Here is a 17,010-nt window from a genome sequence, read left to right as displayed (position 1 = left end):
AAATATGGAACGAATTTCGTGGGATCAATATTTTATGACGCAAAGTCATTTGTTATCTTTACGTAGTACATGTACAAGACTTGCAGTAGGGGCAACAATCGTTCGTGACAAGCGGATTATTGCTGGCGGCTATAATGGTTCAATTAAAGGTGGGGTGCATTGTATCGATGATGGATGCTATGTCATTGATAATCATTGTGTTCGTACAATTCATGCAGAAATGAATGCTTTATTACAATGTGCCAAGTTTGGTGCGAAAACAGAGGAAGCAGAAATTTACGTTACGCATTTCCCTTGTTTACAATGTTGTAAGGCAATTATTCAAAGTGGTATTACAGCGGTTTATTATGCGCAGGATTATAAAAATCATCCATACGCCATAGAGTTATTTGAACAAGCGAATGTAACAGTGAAGCACGTTCCACTAGAATATGATATTGCTGCATTAGAGGAGCAAAAACGTTATACGGAGTTAAAAGAATTATTTGCGTCTTTCGAAAAAGATAATTTATCAATGGAAGAATTACAGCATGTATTCACGAAAGCAAAAATGATGCTATAAGGAGTGAGTATAAGTTGCATGAACAATGGGGCTATATTGCAATCTCTTTTATAATGGGGATTGCAATCGCCTTTTCCTTGTCATTTTTATGGATTGCTTGTTGTTTCGTTTTATATGTTTTCTTCTGTTTATATCGTACTTCGCGTAAAACCTTCATTTTTTGTATGATAGCGTGTTTTAGTGGTGCTATGTACACTTCGTGTGTTCAAGGACAAAATAAGCCTCTAGGGGAGCCCTATGAAGCTACAAGAGGGGTGATACAAAATACACCTCTTATTAATGGGGATCGCCTATCTTTTCAATTTGAAGATCAGAATAAAAATACAGTGCAGTTAAGTTACAAAATGAAATCAGCCTTGGAAAAGAAACAATTACAACAATTATATGCGGGAGTATCCTGTGTATTCAAAGGTGAGAGGAAAGAACCGCAAACTGCTCGGAATTTTCATGGTTTTGATTACCGAGATTATTTATATAAACAAAATATTCATTTTATATTCCATGCTACATATATTTCTGAGTGCCAAAAAACATCATTATCATTTGTGCAATGGATTCTTTTTTATAGGCAGCACATAATCTTTAAAGTTACAGAAATGTTTCCAGAGCAATCAGGTGCTTTTATGAATGCATTATTATTTGGTGACCGACAACAAATGACGTTTGAAGTTGAAGAACAGTATCAGCAATTTGGTCTTGTGCATTTATTGGCGATTTCAGGGTCGCATATTGTTCTGTTAATGGTGATAGTTTACTTTGTTTTACTGAGAAGTGGTGTGACGAAGGAGATGGCGACAGTATTTCTAATTGTTTGTATTCCAGTGTACATGATTATAGCAGGCGCATCACCATCTGTTATAAGAGCTTCTATAACAGGTGTTTTATTGTTGGTTGCTTTCATTTGTTCTGTTCGCTTATCTAGTTTAGATGCCTTAAGTATAACGGCTATATGTATGCTTATATACGACCCATATCTTGTTTTTAATATAGGATTTCAATTTTCATTTGTAGGTAGTTTCGCTTTAATTTTATCTGCTCCGATACTACTAAGGCATAGTAATGGAGTAATTCGAAATGCTATTTATATTTCTATTATCTCGCAGCTCGTTAGTACCCCGATTTTGTTATATCATTTTGGTTATTTTTCTCCATATAGTATTTTCCTCAACTTCATATACGTTCCATTTTTATCTATAATTGTATTACCATGTAGTATTATTATTCTGGTATTTATACCAATTATCCCATTTCTCGCAAAAGGACTTGCGAATGTACTGTCAGTAGGTTTAATTATTTCTAATAATTTACTAAGTTACTGTGAAAGATTACCGTTTACCCGCCTAGTTTTCGGGCAAACACCCATACTTCTTATAGTTGTATATTGTGTGATAATTATTAGTATATTGATCGTCTTGGAAAGAGGGATGCCGAAAAAATTGTGTTCATAGTCATGAGTGGCTTTCTTTTTATTAGCACGTGTCATTATGTATACCCGTATTTTCGCGAGAGTGGGAGTGTGACATTTATTGATGTTGGACAAGGTGATGCAATATTAATTCGACTTCCATATGATAAAGGGGTTTATCTTATTGATACAGGTGGAACACTTCGGATAAATAAAGAAGAATGGCAACGGAAAAAGCATGAATTTTCTGTTGGTCACGATATTCTTGTTCCTTTTTTGCAAAAGGAAGGTGTGAAAACAATTGATAAATTAATCATAACGCATGGAGATGCGGATCATATAGGTGCCGCATCGGATTTATTATCGTATATAACTGTAAAAGAAGTTGTATTTGGTCAAAAGAAACAAGAGACAGTATTAGAAAAGGTGTTAAAGAAAAAAGCATTAGAAAAAGAAGTGAAAATAAGTATAGTGGAAGAAGGGGAGTGTTGGAGTATAAATGGAGCGGAATTTTTTATACTAGCTCCGAAAGGGAAAGAAAAAAGTGAAAATAACTCTTCAATTGTAATGTGGGCCAAATTAGGAGGATTAACATGGCTGTTTACAGGTGATTTAGAAGAAGAGGGAGAGGAACTTTTAGCATCGACATATCCATATTTACGGGCGGATGTTTTAAAAGTTGCGCATCATGGGAGTAAAACGTCATCTACAGCACCTTTTTTGAGGCTTATACAGCCTAGTATAGCGATTGTTTCTGTGGGAGAACGGAATAGGTATGGACATCCGGATAAGGAGGTGATAGAGCGTTTTGAGAAGATGGGTACTGAAATATGGCGAACGGATAAACAAGGTGCTATTTCCTATGTTTTTAAAGGGGAAACCGGAACCTTTAAAAGTAAAATCACATATGATGAAATACATAATAGATGAAAAAGAGAAGACTGCCATGAAATGGCAGCCTTTAAGAACCGATGAATTTAATAACAGTTGCAATAATGAAAAGTGTTGCGAAAAAACCAAATGAGACGATAAATCCTACCCCTGAATCAATAGCGTCATTGCGTTTACTTTGAACATTTTGTTCAAAATCATTCATTTAGAATCCCTCCCCAACATTCCACTTTAGTATAAAATATTGTCAGAAAAAAATCTACAATTTCCATATGAAGAGGAACCGAGTATTTTACTACTTTCTAGTTCGTTAAGTGACATGAGTTTTTCGTTTCCAAGCATGTTAAGAGTTGGCACTTATACTCGGATTTTTATTGTGAATAATAAAGGGAAGGTGATTACCGCACACCAATAAGAAACCCGGGACTTATTGCGTGGCGTTTAATATAAATAAAGGGGCGGGTTGTAAAGCCTGTTCCTTTGTACTTGTAAAACAAAAGCTAGGGCATTAGTATAAATATATATTGCCAAGTTAGGGAGTAGGAAAAAAGTATGAGTGATATACATAAAAAAATTAAAAAGAAGCAGTTTGCTCCGTTATATTTACTGTATGGAACGGAAGCGTTTTTTATAAATGAAACAATAAAGCTTATTACAACAGAAGCACTTGAAGAGGAAGATCGAGAATTTAATGTTGTGACATACGATTTGGAAGAATCGTATTTAGAAGATGTGGTTGAGGATGCGCGTACACTTCCTTTTTTTGGGGAACGGAAAGTACTATTAATGAAATCACCACTTTTTTTAACTTCACAAAAAGAAAAGTTAGAACAAAATATAAAAATTTTAGAAGAATATATTGGTGAACCTTCTCCATTTTCTATTCTTGTTTTTGTTGCGCCTTACGAAAAACTCGATGAACGAAAAAAAATTACAAAACTATTAAAGAAAACAGCGGATGTAGTAGAAGCGAATGCGATGCAAGTGCAAGATGTTCAGAAATGGATTGGTGCTCGTGCTGATGAAGTACATGTGCATATTGATAATGCAGCTGTTAGTTTGTTATTAGAGCTTGTGGGAAGTAATGTAACGATGTTGGCGAAGGAAATGGACAAGTTAACGTTATACGTTGGTATGGGCGGAGAGATTACACCAAAACTTGTTACAGAGCTTGTGCCGAAGTCTGTGGAGCAAAATGTATTTGCTTTGACAGAAAAAGTAGTGAAAAAGGATATTGCGGGTGCAATGCAAATTTTAGATGGATTATTTACGCAGCAGGAAGAACCGATTAAATTGCTTGCGTTATTAGTGAGTCAATTCCGCTTGCTGCATCAAGTGAAAGAGTTGCAACAACGTGGTTACGGACAAAATCAAATCGCGTCTCATATTGGTGTACATCCGTATCGTGTAAAGTTGGCGATGAATCAAACGAAGTTTTTCTCTTTTGAAGAATTAAAAAAAGTTATTATAGAATTAGCGGAAGCTGATTATAGTATGAAGACGGGGAAAATGGATAAGAAACTTGTGCTTGAGTTTTTCCTGCTGCGGCTAAATCATATGTAGTGATACAAAAAAGTTCATGTACTTGTTACGTGAACTTTTTTGTATATAAAAAAACGATCCAAATGGATCGTTTTTTAAACGCCTTACGCGTTTACTTGTTTCGCTAAGCGAGATTTTTGACGAGCTGCAGCGTTTTGGTGGATAAGACCTTTACGAGCTGCTTTGTCAAGTTTTTTAGAAGCAGTTTTGAAAGCTTCTTTAGCATTTTCAAGATCGTTATTAGTAACTAAAGCTTCTACAGTTTTAACAGCAGAACGCATGTCAGACTTGATAGAAGCGTTATGTGCACGACGCTCTTCGCTAAGTTTAGCGCGTTTGATAGCAGATTTGATGTTTGCCATACTTTTCACCTCCCTGGTGCAATCGAATGACTCGATTCTTAACATAGAACAAGTGATATTCTATCAAACGGTGAAGAGAATTGCAATAGTATATCAATGAAATTTCACGTAAAGGAAAGAATGACCTTATATAACTTTGGGAAATCTAACGATATTTACTATGAATTACGGAGGAGATACGATGAAAGAACCATTAGATTTAAGTAAATATAGTGTTAGAACTGACCTTGCTGTAGAAGCGCATCAAATGTTGCAAGAACGCCAAGAAGAACAAGAAGGGGTACAAGGAGTTATTGTAAAAGAGAGGGAAGAAGAGGGTATTACAATTACAAAAGTCACAATTGATGAAGTTGCATCTGAATCGATGGGTAAAAAACCTGGAAATTATTTAACGCTTGAAGTGCAAGGTATACGTCAACAAGATACGGAACTGCAACAAAAGGTAGAGCGTATTTTTGCGAAAGAATTTTCTTATTTCTTAGAAGAGGTTGGCGTTACAAAAGAAGCGAGCTGTTTAATTGTTGGTCTTGGGAATTGGAATGTAACACCGGATGCACTTGGACCGATAGTTGTAGAAAACGTATTGGTAACGAGACATTTGTTTCAATTGCAGCCTGAAAGTATAGAAGAAGGTTTTAGGCCTGTTAGTGCAATTCGTCCGGGAGTAATGGGAATTACAGGAATTGAAACGAGCGATGTTATTTATGGAATCATTGAGAAGACGAAGCCAGACTTTGTAATTGCAATTGATGCGTTAGCTGCACGCTCTATTGAACGTGTAAATAGTACGATACAAATTTCGGATACAGGGATTCATCCTGGATCTGGTGTTGGGAATAAACGTAAGGAGCTAAGTAAAGAAACATTAGGAATCCCTGTTATTGCGATTGGTGTTCCAACTGTAGTAGACGCAGTTTCTATTACGAGTGATACGATCGATTTTATTTTGAAGCACTTTGGAAGAGAGATGAAAGAGGGACATAAGCCGTCACGGTCTTTATTACCAGCGGGATTTTCATTCGGAGAAAAGAAAAAATTAACAGAAGAAGATATGCCGGATGAAAAAAGTCGGAATATGTTTTTAGGTGCTATTGGTACGTTGGAAGAAGAAGAAAAAAGAAAATTGATCTATGAAGTACTGTCTCCTCTCGGTCATAATTTAATGGTGACCCCAAAAGAAGTAGATGCTTTTATAGAGGATATGGCAAATGTAATAGCGAGTGGGTTAAATGCAGCGCTGCATCATCAAATTGACCAAGATAATACAGGAGCATATACACATTGAGGGGGAGAGACGATGATAGTTTAAGTCGTTTTGCACTTCTGTGTATATGTAGTACAGTTTTATGTTTACTTATGATGATAGCAGGAGTTGCGCTTGCTAATCATGGTTTGAAAAGTATGAAAGGTTATCAGCAGCTGTCGTATGAACAAATAGCTCATATGACAGGGACAGAGGGTGCGAGTGCTGAATCAGAAATTTTGGGAAGTTCGTTTTCAACTATTGAGAAACAAAAACAATTAGAAATTTTAAGAAGTTTTAATGTCGTAGAAGGAATTGGTATGGCGATAGCAAGTGTTGCTTATGAAATAACAAAGTTTGGAACGGATATAGTTGTTGGGAAAGTGAAAGAGATTTTTAGCTAAGAGTAGCAGGAAGAACGGTTGTCTTATCGTTTTGTACGACAGCCGTTTTTTAATTTGAAAAAGGTTTGTCTCTTATGGTTTGTTCGCATAAGATATAGATAGAATGATTTGTCTTGTAAGCAGCACGAGTTTTCATTGAATCTTTGCTGCTCTATTGATATAATCAGTGCTAGTGTATATTGGCGAGACTATTAGGAGTTGAGAACATAGATGAATAAAGAAGAAAGAGCAAAAAGACAGTCCAAAATTCGTAACTTCTCCATCATTGCTCACATTGACCACGGGAAATCAACGTTGGCAGACCGTATTTTGGAGAAAACAAACGCGTTAACACAGCGCGAAATGAAAGCTCAGTTGCTTGACTCTATGGATTTAGAGCGTGAGCGCGGTATTACAATTAAATTAAATGCAGTACAATTAACGTATAAAGCGAAAGACGGTGAAGAGTATATTCTTCACTTGATCGATACGCCAGGACACGTCGATTTTACGTACGAAGTATCTCGTAGTTTAGCGGCTTGTGAAGGTGCAATTCTTGTTGTTGATGCAGCGCAAGGGATTGAGGCGCAAACATTAGCAAACGTATATTTAGCGCTTGATAATAATTTAGAAATCTTACCAGTTATTAATAAAATCGATTTACCAAGTGCGGATCCAGAACGCGTACGTCAAGAGGTAGAAGATGTAATCGGTTTAGATGCATCGGAAGCTGTACTTGCTTCGGCAAAAGCAGGCATTGGTATTGAGGACATTTTAGAACAAATCGTTGAAAAAGTACCAGCTCCGACGGGTGATTCAGAAGAGCCGTTACAATGTATGATTTTCGATTCCTTATATGATCCATATCGTGGTGTAATTGCATATATCCGTGTTGTAAACGGAACGGTAAAAGTTGGCGATAAAGTACGTATGATGGCAACTGGTAAAGAGTTTGAAGTAACAGAAGTAGGTGTATTTACACCGAAAACAACGCAGCGTGATGAGTTAACTGTAGGTGATGTAGGTTTCTTAGCAGCATCTATTAAAAACGTAGGTGATACACGTGTTGGGGATACGATTACACATGCGAAACGTCCGGCTGCAGAGGCGTTACCAGGTTACCGTAAATTAAACCCGATGGTATTCTGTGGGCTGTATCCAATTGATTCTGCTCGTTATAACGATTTACGTGATGCGTTAGAAAAATTAGAGTTAAACGATTCTGCTCTTGAGTTTGAACCAGAAACATCTCAAGCGCTAGGATTTGGTTTCCGTTGTGGATTCTTAGGTTTACTTCACATGGAAATCATTCAAGAACGTATTGAACGTGAATTTAAGATTGACTTAATTACAACAGCGCCAAGCGTTATTTATAAAGTTTATTTAACAAACGGTGAAGATGTTATTGTTGATAATCCATCTAATATGCCAGATCCACAGTCTATCGATCGTGTAGAAGAGCCGTTTGTTAAAGCTTCAATTATGGTTCCGAATGACTATGTTGGAGCTGTAATGGAAATTTGCCAAGGTAAACGTGGAACGTTTATTGATATGCAATATTTAGATGAAACGCGTGTTACATTAACATATGAAATCCCGTTATCAGAAATCGTATATGACTTCTTCGATCAATTGAAATCAAATACGAAAGGATATGCATCATTTGACTACGAGTTAATTGGTTATAAACCGTCTAAACTTGTGAAAATGGATATTCTTTTAAATAATGAACAAGTGGATGCTTTATCATTCATTGTGCACCGTGATTCAGCGTATGACCGTGGTAAAGTAATCGTAGAGAAATTAAAAGAATTGATTCCAAGACAACAGTTCGAAGTGCCAATTCAAGCTACTATTGGAAACAAGGTTGTAGCACGTTCTACAATTAAGGCGATGCGTAAAAACGTACTTGCAAAATGTTACGGTGGTGACATTTCTCGTAAGCGTAAACTTCTTGATAAGCAAAAAGAAGGTAAAAAACGTATGAAGTCTGTTGGTTCTGTAGAAGTACCGCAAGAGGCATTCATGGCTGTACTGAAAATGGATGACAACTAATATAAAATAAAGAAGGAGTCGTTTATGCGGCTTCTTTTTTTCGGTATCATTACTTTTTAGACATCTTAGTATCTCTCATTTACAATAGTGAGAGAGCTTTTTAGTTCATACAGAGTTAGGAGATTATTAATGTCCGAAAATATTCGAAAAGATATTCAAGAGAAACTACAAAAAGGTAATTTTAATTGTGAAAAGGAATTGACGCTTTCTATTATTAGTGGAAAGTGGAAAGTTGTGATACTGTGGCATCTTGGTGTGGAAGGGCCTCATCGTTTTAGCGAATTACAACGGTTATTCCCAAGCATTTCTCATAAAGTTTTGTCGAACCAATTAAAAGAGTTAATGGAAGATGGGATTGTTGATCGAACAGTATATCCCGAAATTCCTCCTCGTGTTGAGTATTATATGACGGAACTAGGCATGTCACTTTTACCAATCGTTGAAATGATGTATGATTGGGGAAAAATGCGAATGGAACAAATCCGTAATACGTTAGAGAAGTAGAGAACCCTCCGGAGTGCGGAGGTTTTCTTTTTAGAAAGGTAGGAGTTATATTTGGTACAAGCTGCATATATTCATATTCCGTTTTGTCAGCATATTTGTCACTATTGTGATTTTAATAAAGTGTTTATTGAACGCCAACCGGTAGATCAATATTTAGAGTACTTAGAGAAAGAAATAATAAATACGGTTCAAAAAGTACCGTTTGATAGTATGAAAACGATTTTTGTTGGTGGAGGAACGCCGACAGCATTAAATATGGAACAGACAAAAAAATTACTCGAGATTATTAATCGTCATTTGCGTCCGTTTGCTCCGAATTGTGAATTGACATTTGAAGCGAATCCAGGAGATCTGCCGAAAGAGAAGTTGAATGTACTGCTAGAAGGTGGAGTGAATCGAATTAGTTTTGGTGTGCAAACGTTCCGTGATGAACTGCTGGAGAAAATCGGGCGCAAGCATACGAGGGAAGATGCATTCCTAGCGATTCGAGAAGCTCAAGAGGTAGGCTTTAAAAATATTAATGTAGATATTATTTATGCTTTGCCAGGACAAACGATAGAAGATGTGAAGGAAACATTAGACATTGCTTTTACGCTTGGTGTACAACATTTCTCGGCATATTCATTAATTGTGGAACCCAAAACAGTGTTTTATAACTTAATGAATAAAGGGAAATTGCGTCTTCCGGGTGAAGACCATGAAGCGAAAATGTATGAAATGGTAATGGATGAAATGGAGAAACACGGTTATAGCCAGTATGAAATTAGTAATTTCTCAAAAGGTGACAATAAAAGTAGACATAATCTCACATACTGGAATAATGAAGAGTATTATGGTTTTGGAGCTGGAGCTCATAGTTATGTAAATGGGGAACGTATTCAAAATGTAGGTCCGCTGAAGCAATATTTTAATAAAATTGATGAAACAGGATTTCCTTATTTAGATGTTCATGAAGTGACTGAGAAGGAAAAAATGGAAGAAGAGTTGTTTTTAGGACTTCGAAAAACAAAAGGTGTTTCTAAAATAGCATTCCAAAAGAAATTCAATATGGAGATGGATCAAGTTTTCGCGAAGCAGTTACAAGGCAATCAAGAACAAGGGTTGCTTGAAGAAAGAGATGGATATGTGCGTTTAACACGAAAAGGGAAATTATTAGGGAATGAAGTGTTCCAGTCATTTTTGATTGACTAATTAAATGTTTCATAAACGTGAAAAAAATTCATTATTTCGTGACGTTTCCGTTGACAATTGAATGTCAATTTTGGTAAGTTATTAATAGATTTAGCACTCGAAGACAAAGAGTGCTAACAGAGGTGATGATGAGATGCTTACGGAACGTCAGCTCTTAATTTTACAAACAATTATTGATGACTTTATTGGATCAGCGCAGCCCGTTGGGTCTAGAACGTTGGCTAAAAAAGAAGAAATCACATTTAGTTCAGCTACTATTCGAAATGAAATGGCTGATTTAGAAGAATTAGGTTTTATTGAAAAAACACATAGTTCTTCTGGACGGGTTCCTTCTGAGAAAGGATACCGATTTTATGTAGACCATCTTTTAGCGCCGCAAAACTTACCGAACGATGAAATTGTACAAATTAAAGATTTATTTGCTGAAAGAATTTTTGAAGCAGAAAAAGTTGCACAGCAATCTGCTCAAATTTTATCAGAGCTTACGAGCTATACGGCGATTGTTCTAGGGCCTAAGTTAAGCACAAATAAACTTAAAAACGTACAAATTGTGCCGCTTGATCGTCAAACAGCAGTCGCTATTATTGTAACGGATACAGGGCATGTACAAAGTAAAACGATTACCGTTCCGGAATCTGTTGATTTATCAGATTTAGAAAAAATGGTTAACATTTTAAATGAAAAGCTATCTGGTGTACCGATGGCAGAACTTCATAATAAAATCTTTAAAGAGATTGTTACAGTTTTACGTGGGTATGTTCATAATTACGATAGTGCGATAAAAATGTTAGATGGTACATTTCAAGTTCCGTTATCGGAAAAGATATACTTTGGAGGGAAAGCGAATATGCTTTCGCAACCGGAGTTCCATGACATTCATAAAGTAAGATCTTTGCTGACGATGATTGATAATGAGGCTGCGTTTTATGACATTTTGCGTCATAAACAAGTCGGAATTCAAGTGAAAATTGGTAGAGAAAATTCTTCTACGGCAATGGAGGATTGCAGTTTGATTTCTGCAACGTATTCGATTGGAGAAGAGCAACTTGGAACAATTGCAATTTTAGGTCCGACGAGAATGCAATACTCTCGTGTAATTAGTTTACTGCAGTTATTTACAAGACAGTTTACAGACGGACTTAAAAAGTAAATGAGAGTAATACATTCGCTCAAGTGATGAAATTTTCATTGCTGTGTGTAATATATAATGCTTAGGTAATCATGCTAAGCATGATACCTAATACCTTTTAAGGAGGTGAAAATTGTGGAAGAGCGTAACGAACAAGTGGTAGAAGAAGTGAAAGAAGCGCAAGTTGAAGAAGCTGTCACGCCAGAAAACAGTGAAAAAACTGTAGAAGAAAAAAGTGAGGCTGCTCTTTTACAAGAAAAAGTAGATGAGTTACAAGCGAAACTAACGGAAACGGAAGGTCGCACATTACGTCTACAAGCTGATTTTGAAAATTATAAGCGCCGTGTCCAAATGGATAAACAGGCTGCTGACAAATATAGAGCACAAAGTCTAGTTTCAGATATTTTGCCAGCTCTTGATAATTTTGAAAGAGCGATGCAAGTGGAAGTGACTGACGAGCAAACGAAATCCTTGTTACAAGGTATGGAAATGGTGCATCGTCAATTGCTAGAAGCGTTGACTAAAGAAGGTGTGGAAGCGATTGAAGCTGTTGGTAAACAGTTTGATCCGAATGAACACCAAGCTATTATGCAAGTGGAAGACAGTGAATTTGAATCAAACGCGGTAGTTGAAGAATTCCAAAAAGGTTATAAACTAAAAGACCGTGTGATTCGCCCATCAATGGTAAAAGTAAATCAATAATTTACATAAAAGTAGGAGGATTCGCCATGAGTAAAATTATCGGTATTGACTTAGGTACAACAAACTCTTGTGTAGCTGTTATGGAAGGTGGAGAACCAAAGGTTATCCCAAATCCAGAAGGAAACCGTACAACACCTTCTGTTGTAGCTTTCAAAAATGAAGAGCGTCAAGTTGGGGAAGTTGCGAAGCGCCAAGCAATTACAAACCCAAATACAATCATGTCTGTTAAACGTCATATGGGTACAGACTACAAAGTAGAAGTTGAAGGTAAAGATTTTACACCTCAAGAAATTTCTGCAATCATTTTACAAAACTTAAAAGCTTCTGCTGAAGCATACTTAGGTGAAACAGTAACGAAAGCTGTTATTACAGTACCTGCATACTTCAACGATGCAGAGCGTCAAGCAACGAAAGATGCTGGTCGTATCGCTGGTTTAGAAGTTGAGCGTATTATTAACGAACCAACAGCAGCAGCACTTGCTTACGGTTTAGAAAAACAAGATGAAGAGCAAAAAATCTTAGTATATGACTTAGGTGGCGGTACATTTGACGTATCTATCCTTGAGTTAGCAGACGGCACATTCGAAGTTATTTCAACTGCTGGTGACAACCGCCTTGGTGGAGATGACTTTGACCAAGTTATCATCGATCACTTAGTAGCTGAATTCAAAAAAGAAAATAACATTGATTTAAGCCAAGATAAAATGGCACTTCAACGTTTGAAAGATGCAGCTGAAAAAGCGAAAAAAGATCTTTCAGGTGTAACACAAACACAAATTTCATTACCATTCATTAGTGCTGGAGCTGCTGGCCCATTACACTTAGAATTAACGTTAACAAGAGCAAAATTCGAAGAGCTTTCAGCAGGTCTTGTTGAAAGAACATTAGAGCCGACTCGTCGTGCATTAAAAGACGCTGGCTTTGCTCCAAGTGAATTAGATAAAGTTATCCTTGTTGGTGGATCTACTCGTATCCCAGCTGTTCAAGAAGCTATTAAACGTGAAACTGGTAAAGAGCCATACAAAGGCGTAAACCCTGATGAAGTTGTAGCATTAGGTGCTGCGGTTCAAGGTGGCGTACTTACTGGTGATGTAGAAGGCGTACTATTATTAGACGTAACTCCACTTTCTTTAGGTATTGAAACTATGGGTGGTGTGTTCACGAAATTAATCGAGCGTAACACTACAATTCCAACAAGTAAGTCACAAGTATTCTCAACAGCTGCTGATAACCAACCGGCAGTAGACATTCATGTACTACAAGGTGAGCGTCCAATGTCAGCTGACAACAAAACATTAGGTCGTTTCCAATTAACGGATCTTCCACCAGCACCACGTGGTATTCCACAAATCGAAGTAACATTCGATATTGATGCGAACGGTATCGTTAACGTACGTGCAAAAGACTTAGGAACAAGCAAAGAGCAAGCTATTACAATTCAATCATCTTCAGGTCTTTCTGATGAAGAAGTAGATCGTATGGTACAAGAAGCAGAAGCAAATGCTGACGCTGACCAAAAACGTAAGGAAGAAGTTGAACTTCGTAATGAAGCTGACCAACTTGTATTCCAAACAGATAAAGTTGTAAAAGATTTAGAAGGTAAAGTAGATGCGGCTGAGGTTACAAAAGCGACAGAAGCGAAAGAAGCGTTGCAAGCGGCAATTGAGAAAAACGATCTTGATGAAATCCGTGCGAAAAAAGATGCTTTACAAGAAATCGTACAACAATTAAGCGTTAAATTATACGAGCAAGCTCAAGCAGCTGCAGGGCAAGCAGAAGGTGCACAAGGAGCACAAGACGCTGGCGCGAAAAAAGATAATGTAGTAGACGCTGAATTTGAAGAAGTAAAAGAAGACAAGTAATTTAAGTACAAACATAATAAGTAAGATGACAAAAAGTCAAAGTCAAGCGTGCCTTGGCTTTGGCTTTTTTCATAAATGAGGAGAAATGTGTGAGGATCTTAAGTTTTTTAGCTTGCATACTGTAAGTGAGGAAACTTTGTTGCAAAGCACTTTCTTTCGGTGTTAAAATTACGTTTATGTGAAAGATTCGGGGGTTGCAAATTTATGAGTAAACGAGACTATTATGAGGTCCTTGGGCTTAGCCAGGGCGCTTCAAAAGATGAAATTAAAAAAGCGTATCGTCGTTTGGCTAAAAAATACCATCCAGACGTAAGTAAAGAAGAAAATGCAATTGAAAAGTTTAAAGAAGTACAAGAGGCATACGAAGTGTTGAGCGATGATCAAAAGCGTGCGCAGTACGATCAATTTGGTCATGCTGGTGCAAATCAAGGCTTCGGTGGCGGAGGAGACTTCGGCGGTGGCTTTGGTTTTGAAGATATCTTTAGTTCGTTCTTTGGCGGCGGCGGTGGCGGCAGACGTCGTGATCCAAATGCTCCGCGCCAAGGTGCTGACTTACAATATCAAGTCACTTTAGACTTTGAAGAAGCTATTTTTGGTAAAGAGTTAAACGTTGAAATTCCAGTAGAAGATCCATGTGATACTTGTAAAGGTAGCGGGGCAAAACCAGGAACTTCAAAAGAAACATGTAAACATTGTTCAGGATCAGGTCAAGTAAGTGTAGAACAAAATACACCGTTTGGTCGTATTGTAAACCGTCAAGCTTGTGGTCATTGTTCAGGAACTGGTCAAATGATTAAAGAAAAATGTACGACATGTCACGGTTCAGGTAAAGTACGTAAGCGTAAAAAAATTAACGTTAAGATTCCAGCTGGTATTGATAATGGCCAACAAATTCGTGTATCTGGAAAAGGTGAAGCGGGCGTAAATGGTGGACCGGCAGGAGATTTATATGTAGTTGTTCATGTAAGAAATCATGAATTCTTCGAGCGTGAAGGTGATCATATTATTTGCGAAATGCCATTAACATTTGCGCAAATGGCACTTGGTGCTGAAGTAGAAGTTCCTACTGTTCATGGGAAAGTGAAGCTGAAAATTCCAGCAGGAACACAAACAGGAACAGAATTCCGCTTAAAAGGAAAAGGTGCTCCAAACGTACGTGGATACGGTCAAGGAGATCAATATGTAGTCGTTCGTGTTGTTGTACCAACAAAATTAAATTCACATCAAAAAGATTTATTACGTGAATTTGCAGGGCAAGAAGAGCAGGATGATAGTTTATTCGGAAAGCTTAAACGTGCTTTCAAAGGGGAATAATGGAAATAAAAAATGGAGTTGGTAAATTGTGAAATGGTCAGAAGTTAGTATTCATACAACAGAAGAAGCAGTAGAAGCTGTCTCTCATATTTTACATGAAGCTGGTGCTAGTGGAGTTGCAATTGAGGATCCAGCAGAGTTGACGAAAGAGCGCGAGCAACAATATGGTGAAATTTATGCATTGAACCCAGATGAATACCCGGCAGAGGGTGTATTAGTAAAAGCATATTTCCCACAAACGGATTCTTTACAGGAAACGATTGCGGGTGTAAAATCATCTATTGATGTGCTTCCATCTTACGACATTGAAATTGGTACTGGAAATATTACCATTAACGAAGTCAATGAAGAAGATTGGGCTACTGCTTGGAAAAAGTATTACCATCCAGTACAAATTTCTGATACATTCACAATCGTACCGACATGGGAAGAATACACACCATCTTCTCTGGATGAAAAAATCATTGAATTAGACCCGGGTATGGCGTTTGGTACAGGAACTCATCCAACAACAACGATGTGTATTCGTGCTTTAGAAAAAACAGTTCAATCAGGTGATACTGTCATTGATGTAGGAACGGGTTCAGGTGTACTTAGTATTGCAGCGGCAAAATTAGGTGCGTCTTCTGTTCAAGCATACGATTTAGATCCAGTTGCAGTGGAAAGTGCGGAAATGAATGTACGTTTAAATAAAACAGATGATATCGTATCTGTTGGACAAAATAGTCTTTTAGAAGGTATTGAAGGACCTGTTGATTTAATCGTAGCGAATTTATTAGCAGAAATTATTCTTCTATTCCCTGAAGATGCAGCACGAGTTGTAAAATCAGGTGGATTATTCATTACATCTGGTATTATTGCAGCGAAAGAAAAAGTAATTTCTGAGGCGTTAGAAAAAGCTGGATTTACAATTGAAGAAGTATTACGAATGGATGATTGGGTAGCAATTATTGCACGAAATGCGTAATATAGATTTTAGTTTATAATGAAAAGGGGAGTCTCTCACTATAAGGTGAGGGACTTGCCGTTTGTTATATGAAAAATGATAACGTTTCGTTCTTTTCGTAAGTGTTGACTTACGAAAGGAACGAAACTCTACTAAGGTGATTATATGCAACGTTATTTTGTAGAAGAAAAACATGTAAGTGAAGCAAAGATTCGCATTGTAGGTGATGATGTACATCACATTGCGAGAGTAATGCGTATGTCAGCTGGTGATCACATTTATTGCTGTGTAAACGGAAAAACAGCAGTATGTTCAATTGATGAAATTACCAGTGAATTTGTTGAGACAGCTATTGTAGAATGGGTAGAGGCATCAAGTGAACTTCCTGTGTTCGTGACGATTGCAAGTGGACTGCCAAAAGGAGACAAGCTAGAGTTAATTTTTCAAAAAGGAACCGAGCTTGGGGCAGCCGCATTTTTACCATTTCAAGCATCTCGCTCTATCGTAAAATGGGATGCGAAAAAAGCTGATAAAAAAGTTGAGCGTTTAAGAAAAATTGTGAAAGAAGCTGCGGAACAATCGCATAGAAGTGAAGTTCCAGAAGTACATGCTCCAGCATCGTTTAAGCAATTGCTTTCAATGAGTGGTGAGTATGATGTTTGTCTTGTTGCGTATGAAGAAGAAGCAAAACAAGGCGAGAAATCTAATTTTGCGAAAGCTTTAACGACAATGAAACCAGGTCAAAAGCTATTAATTGTATTTGGCCCAGAAGGCGGTTTAGCTGAGGAAGAGATTACGGCGCTTCGTGAACATAAATTTGTACTATGTAGTTTAGGACCAAGGATTTTAAGAACGGAAACGGCACCGCTTTATGCGTTAAGTGCTGCTTCTTATCATTTTGAATTGATGGGGTGATGAT

At 37.2% G+C, this 17,010-nt stretch carries 15 protein-coding genes and 1 pseudogene; 14 read left to right on the top strand and 2 right to left on the bottom strand.

The features are described 5' to 3' along the window. The first annotated feature begins 4 nt into the window (after positions 1–4). On the top strand, positions 5–562 hold the full coding sequence (locus G9F74_RS23215; RefSeq protein ID WP_000439772.1) for a ComE operon protein 2: 558 nt from the start codon (positions 5–7) through the stop codon (positions 560–562). A gap of 14 nt (positions 563–576) precedes the next feature. Then, a pseudogene (locus G9F74_RS23210) lies at positions 577–2,897 on the top strand (DNA internalization-related competence protein ComEC/Rec2). Positions 2,898–2,928: 31 nt separating this feature from the next. Here G9F74_RS23210 and G9F74_RS23205 read toward each other — a convergent pair. Next, positions 2,929–3,063: a YqzM family protein gene (locus G9F74_RS23205; protein ID WP_000997609.1), complete on the bottom strand. Its 135-nt coding sequence runs from the start codon at positions 3,061–3,063 to the stop codon at positions 2,929–2,931. Positions 3,064–3,410: 347 nt separating this feature from the next. Between G9F74_RS23205 and holA the strand changes: the two genes are divergently transcribed. Next, positions 3,411–4,421 carry a DNA polymerase III subunit delta gene (holA, locus tag G9F74_RS23200; protein WP_001279927.1) on the top strand — a complete coding sequence of 337 codons (1,011 nt, stop codon included), beginning with the start codon at positions 3,411–3,413 and terminating at the stop codon, positions 4,419–4,421. A gap of 83 nt (positions 4,422–4,504) precedes the next feature. Here the strand turns inward: holA and rpsT are convergent, their stop codons facing one another. Beyond that, positions 4,505–4,762, bottom strand: a complete 258-nt coding sequence (gene rpsT / locus G9F74_RS23195; protein WP_001274011.1) for a 30S ribosomal protein S20 — start codon at positions 4,760–4,762, stop codon at positions 4,505–4,507. 181 nt (positions 4,763–4,943) lie between these two features. Here rpsT and gpr point away from each other — a divergent pair, with 181 nt between their 5' ends. The 11 genes from gpr (at position 4,944) to G9F74_RS23140 (ending at position 17,006) form a co-directional block, all read left to right on the top strand. Further along, positions 4,944–6,047 (top strand): GPR endopeptidase, encoded by a 1,104-nt coding sequence (gpr, locus tag G9F74_RS23190; RefSeq protein ID WP_000662628.1) that lies wholly within the window; start codon positions 4,944–4,946, stop codon positions 6,045–6,047. Then, positions 6,044–6,409 (top strand): YqxA family protein, encoded by a 366-nt coding sequence (locus G9F74_RS23185; RefSeq protein WP_016109110.1) that lies wholly within the window; start codon positions 6,044–6,046, stop codon positions 6,407–6,409. The genes gpr and G9F74_RS23185 overlap by 4 nt, the downstream gene beginning before the upstream one ends. Positions 6,410–6,619: 210 nt before the next feature. After that, complete coding sequence (gene lepA, locus G9F74_RS23180) at positions 6,620–8,443, top strand: elongation factor 4 (protein WP_001030961.1); 1,824 nt, start codon at positions 6,620–6,622, stop codon at positions 8,441–8,443. A 129-nt stretch (positions 8,444–8,572) separates the two neighbouring features. Continuing rightward, positions 8,573–8,947: a winged helix-turn-helix transcriptional regulator gene (locus G9F74_RS23175; protein WP_016109109.1), complete on the top strand. Its 375-nt coding sequence runs from the start codon at positions 8,573–8,575 to the stop codon at positions 8,945–8,947. Between the two features lie 51 nt (positions 8,948–8,998). Then, entirely contained in the window at positions 8,999–10,138 is a 1,140-nt protein-coding gene (gene hemW, locus G9F74_RS23170; protein ID WP_000249450.1) for a radical SAM family heme chaperone HemW, read from the top strand. Between the two features lie 133 nt (positions 10,139–10,271). Then, entirely contained in the window at positions 10,272–11,288 is a 1,017-nt protein-coding gene (gene hrcA / locus G9F74_RS23165) for a heat-inducible transcriptional repressor HrcA (protein ID WP_000954961.1), read from the top strand. Positions 11,289–11,402: 114 nt separating this feature from the next. Beyond that, positions 11,403–11,969 carry a nucleotide exchange factor GrpE gene (grpE, locus tag G9F74_RS23160; RefSeq protein WP_016109108.1) on the top strand — a complete coding sequence of 189 codons (567 nt, stop codon included), beginning with the start codon at positions 11,403–11,405 and terminating at the stop codon, positions 11,967–11,969. A 26-nt stretch (positions 11,970–11,995) separates the two neighbouring features. After that, positions 11,996–13,831, top strand: coding sequence for a chaperone protein DnaK (gene dnaK / locus G9F74_RS23155; RefSeq protein WP_016109107.1), 1,836 nt, complete (start codon positions 11,996–11,998; stop codon positions 13,829–13,831). A gap of 204 nt (positions 13,832–14,035) precedes the next feature. Further along, on the top strand, positions 14,036–15,145 hold the full coding sequence (gene dnaJ / locus G9F74_RS23150; protein WP_000043955.1) for a chaperone protein DnaJ: 1,110 nt from the start codon (positions 14,036–14,038) through the stop codon (positions 15,143–15,145). 28 nt (positions 15,146–15,173) lie between these two features. Beyond that, positions 15,174–16,112 (top strand): 50S ribosomal protein L11 methyltransferase, encoded by a 939-nt coding sequence (gene prmA, locus G9F74_RS23145; RefSeq protein ID WP_000872123.1) that lies wholly within the window; start codon positions 15,174–15,176, stop codon positions 16,110–16,112. A gap of 144 nt (positions 16,113–16,256) precedes the next feature. Then, positions 16,257–17,006 carry a 16S rRNA (uracil(1498)-N(3))-methyltransferase gene (locus G9F74_RS23140; RefSeq protein ID WP_001190139.1) on the top strand — a complete coding sequence of 250 codons (750 nt, stop codon included), beginning with the start codon at positions 16,257–16,259 and terminating at the stop codon, positions 17,004–17,006. Positions 17,007–17,010: the final 4 nt, after the last annotated feature.

Origin of the sequence: Bacillus sp. EKM202B (assembly GCF_011066025.1) — a bacterium.
GTDB lineage: Bacteria > Bacillota > Bacilli > Bacillales > Bacillaceae_G > Bacillus_A > Bacillus_A toyonensis.
This window is presented reverse-complemented; position numbering and strand designations above follow the sequence as displayed.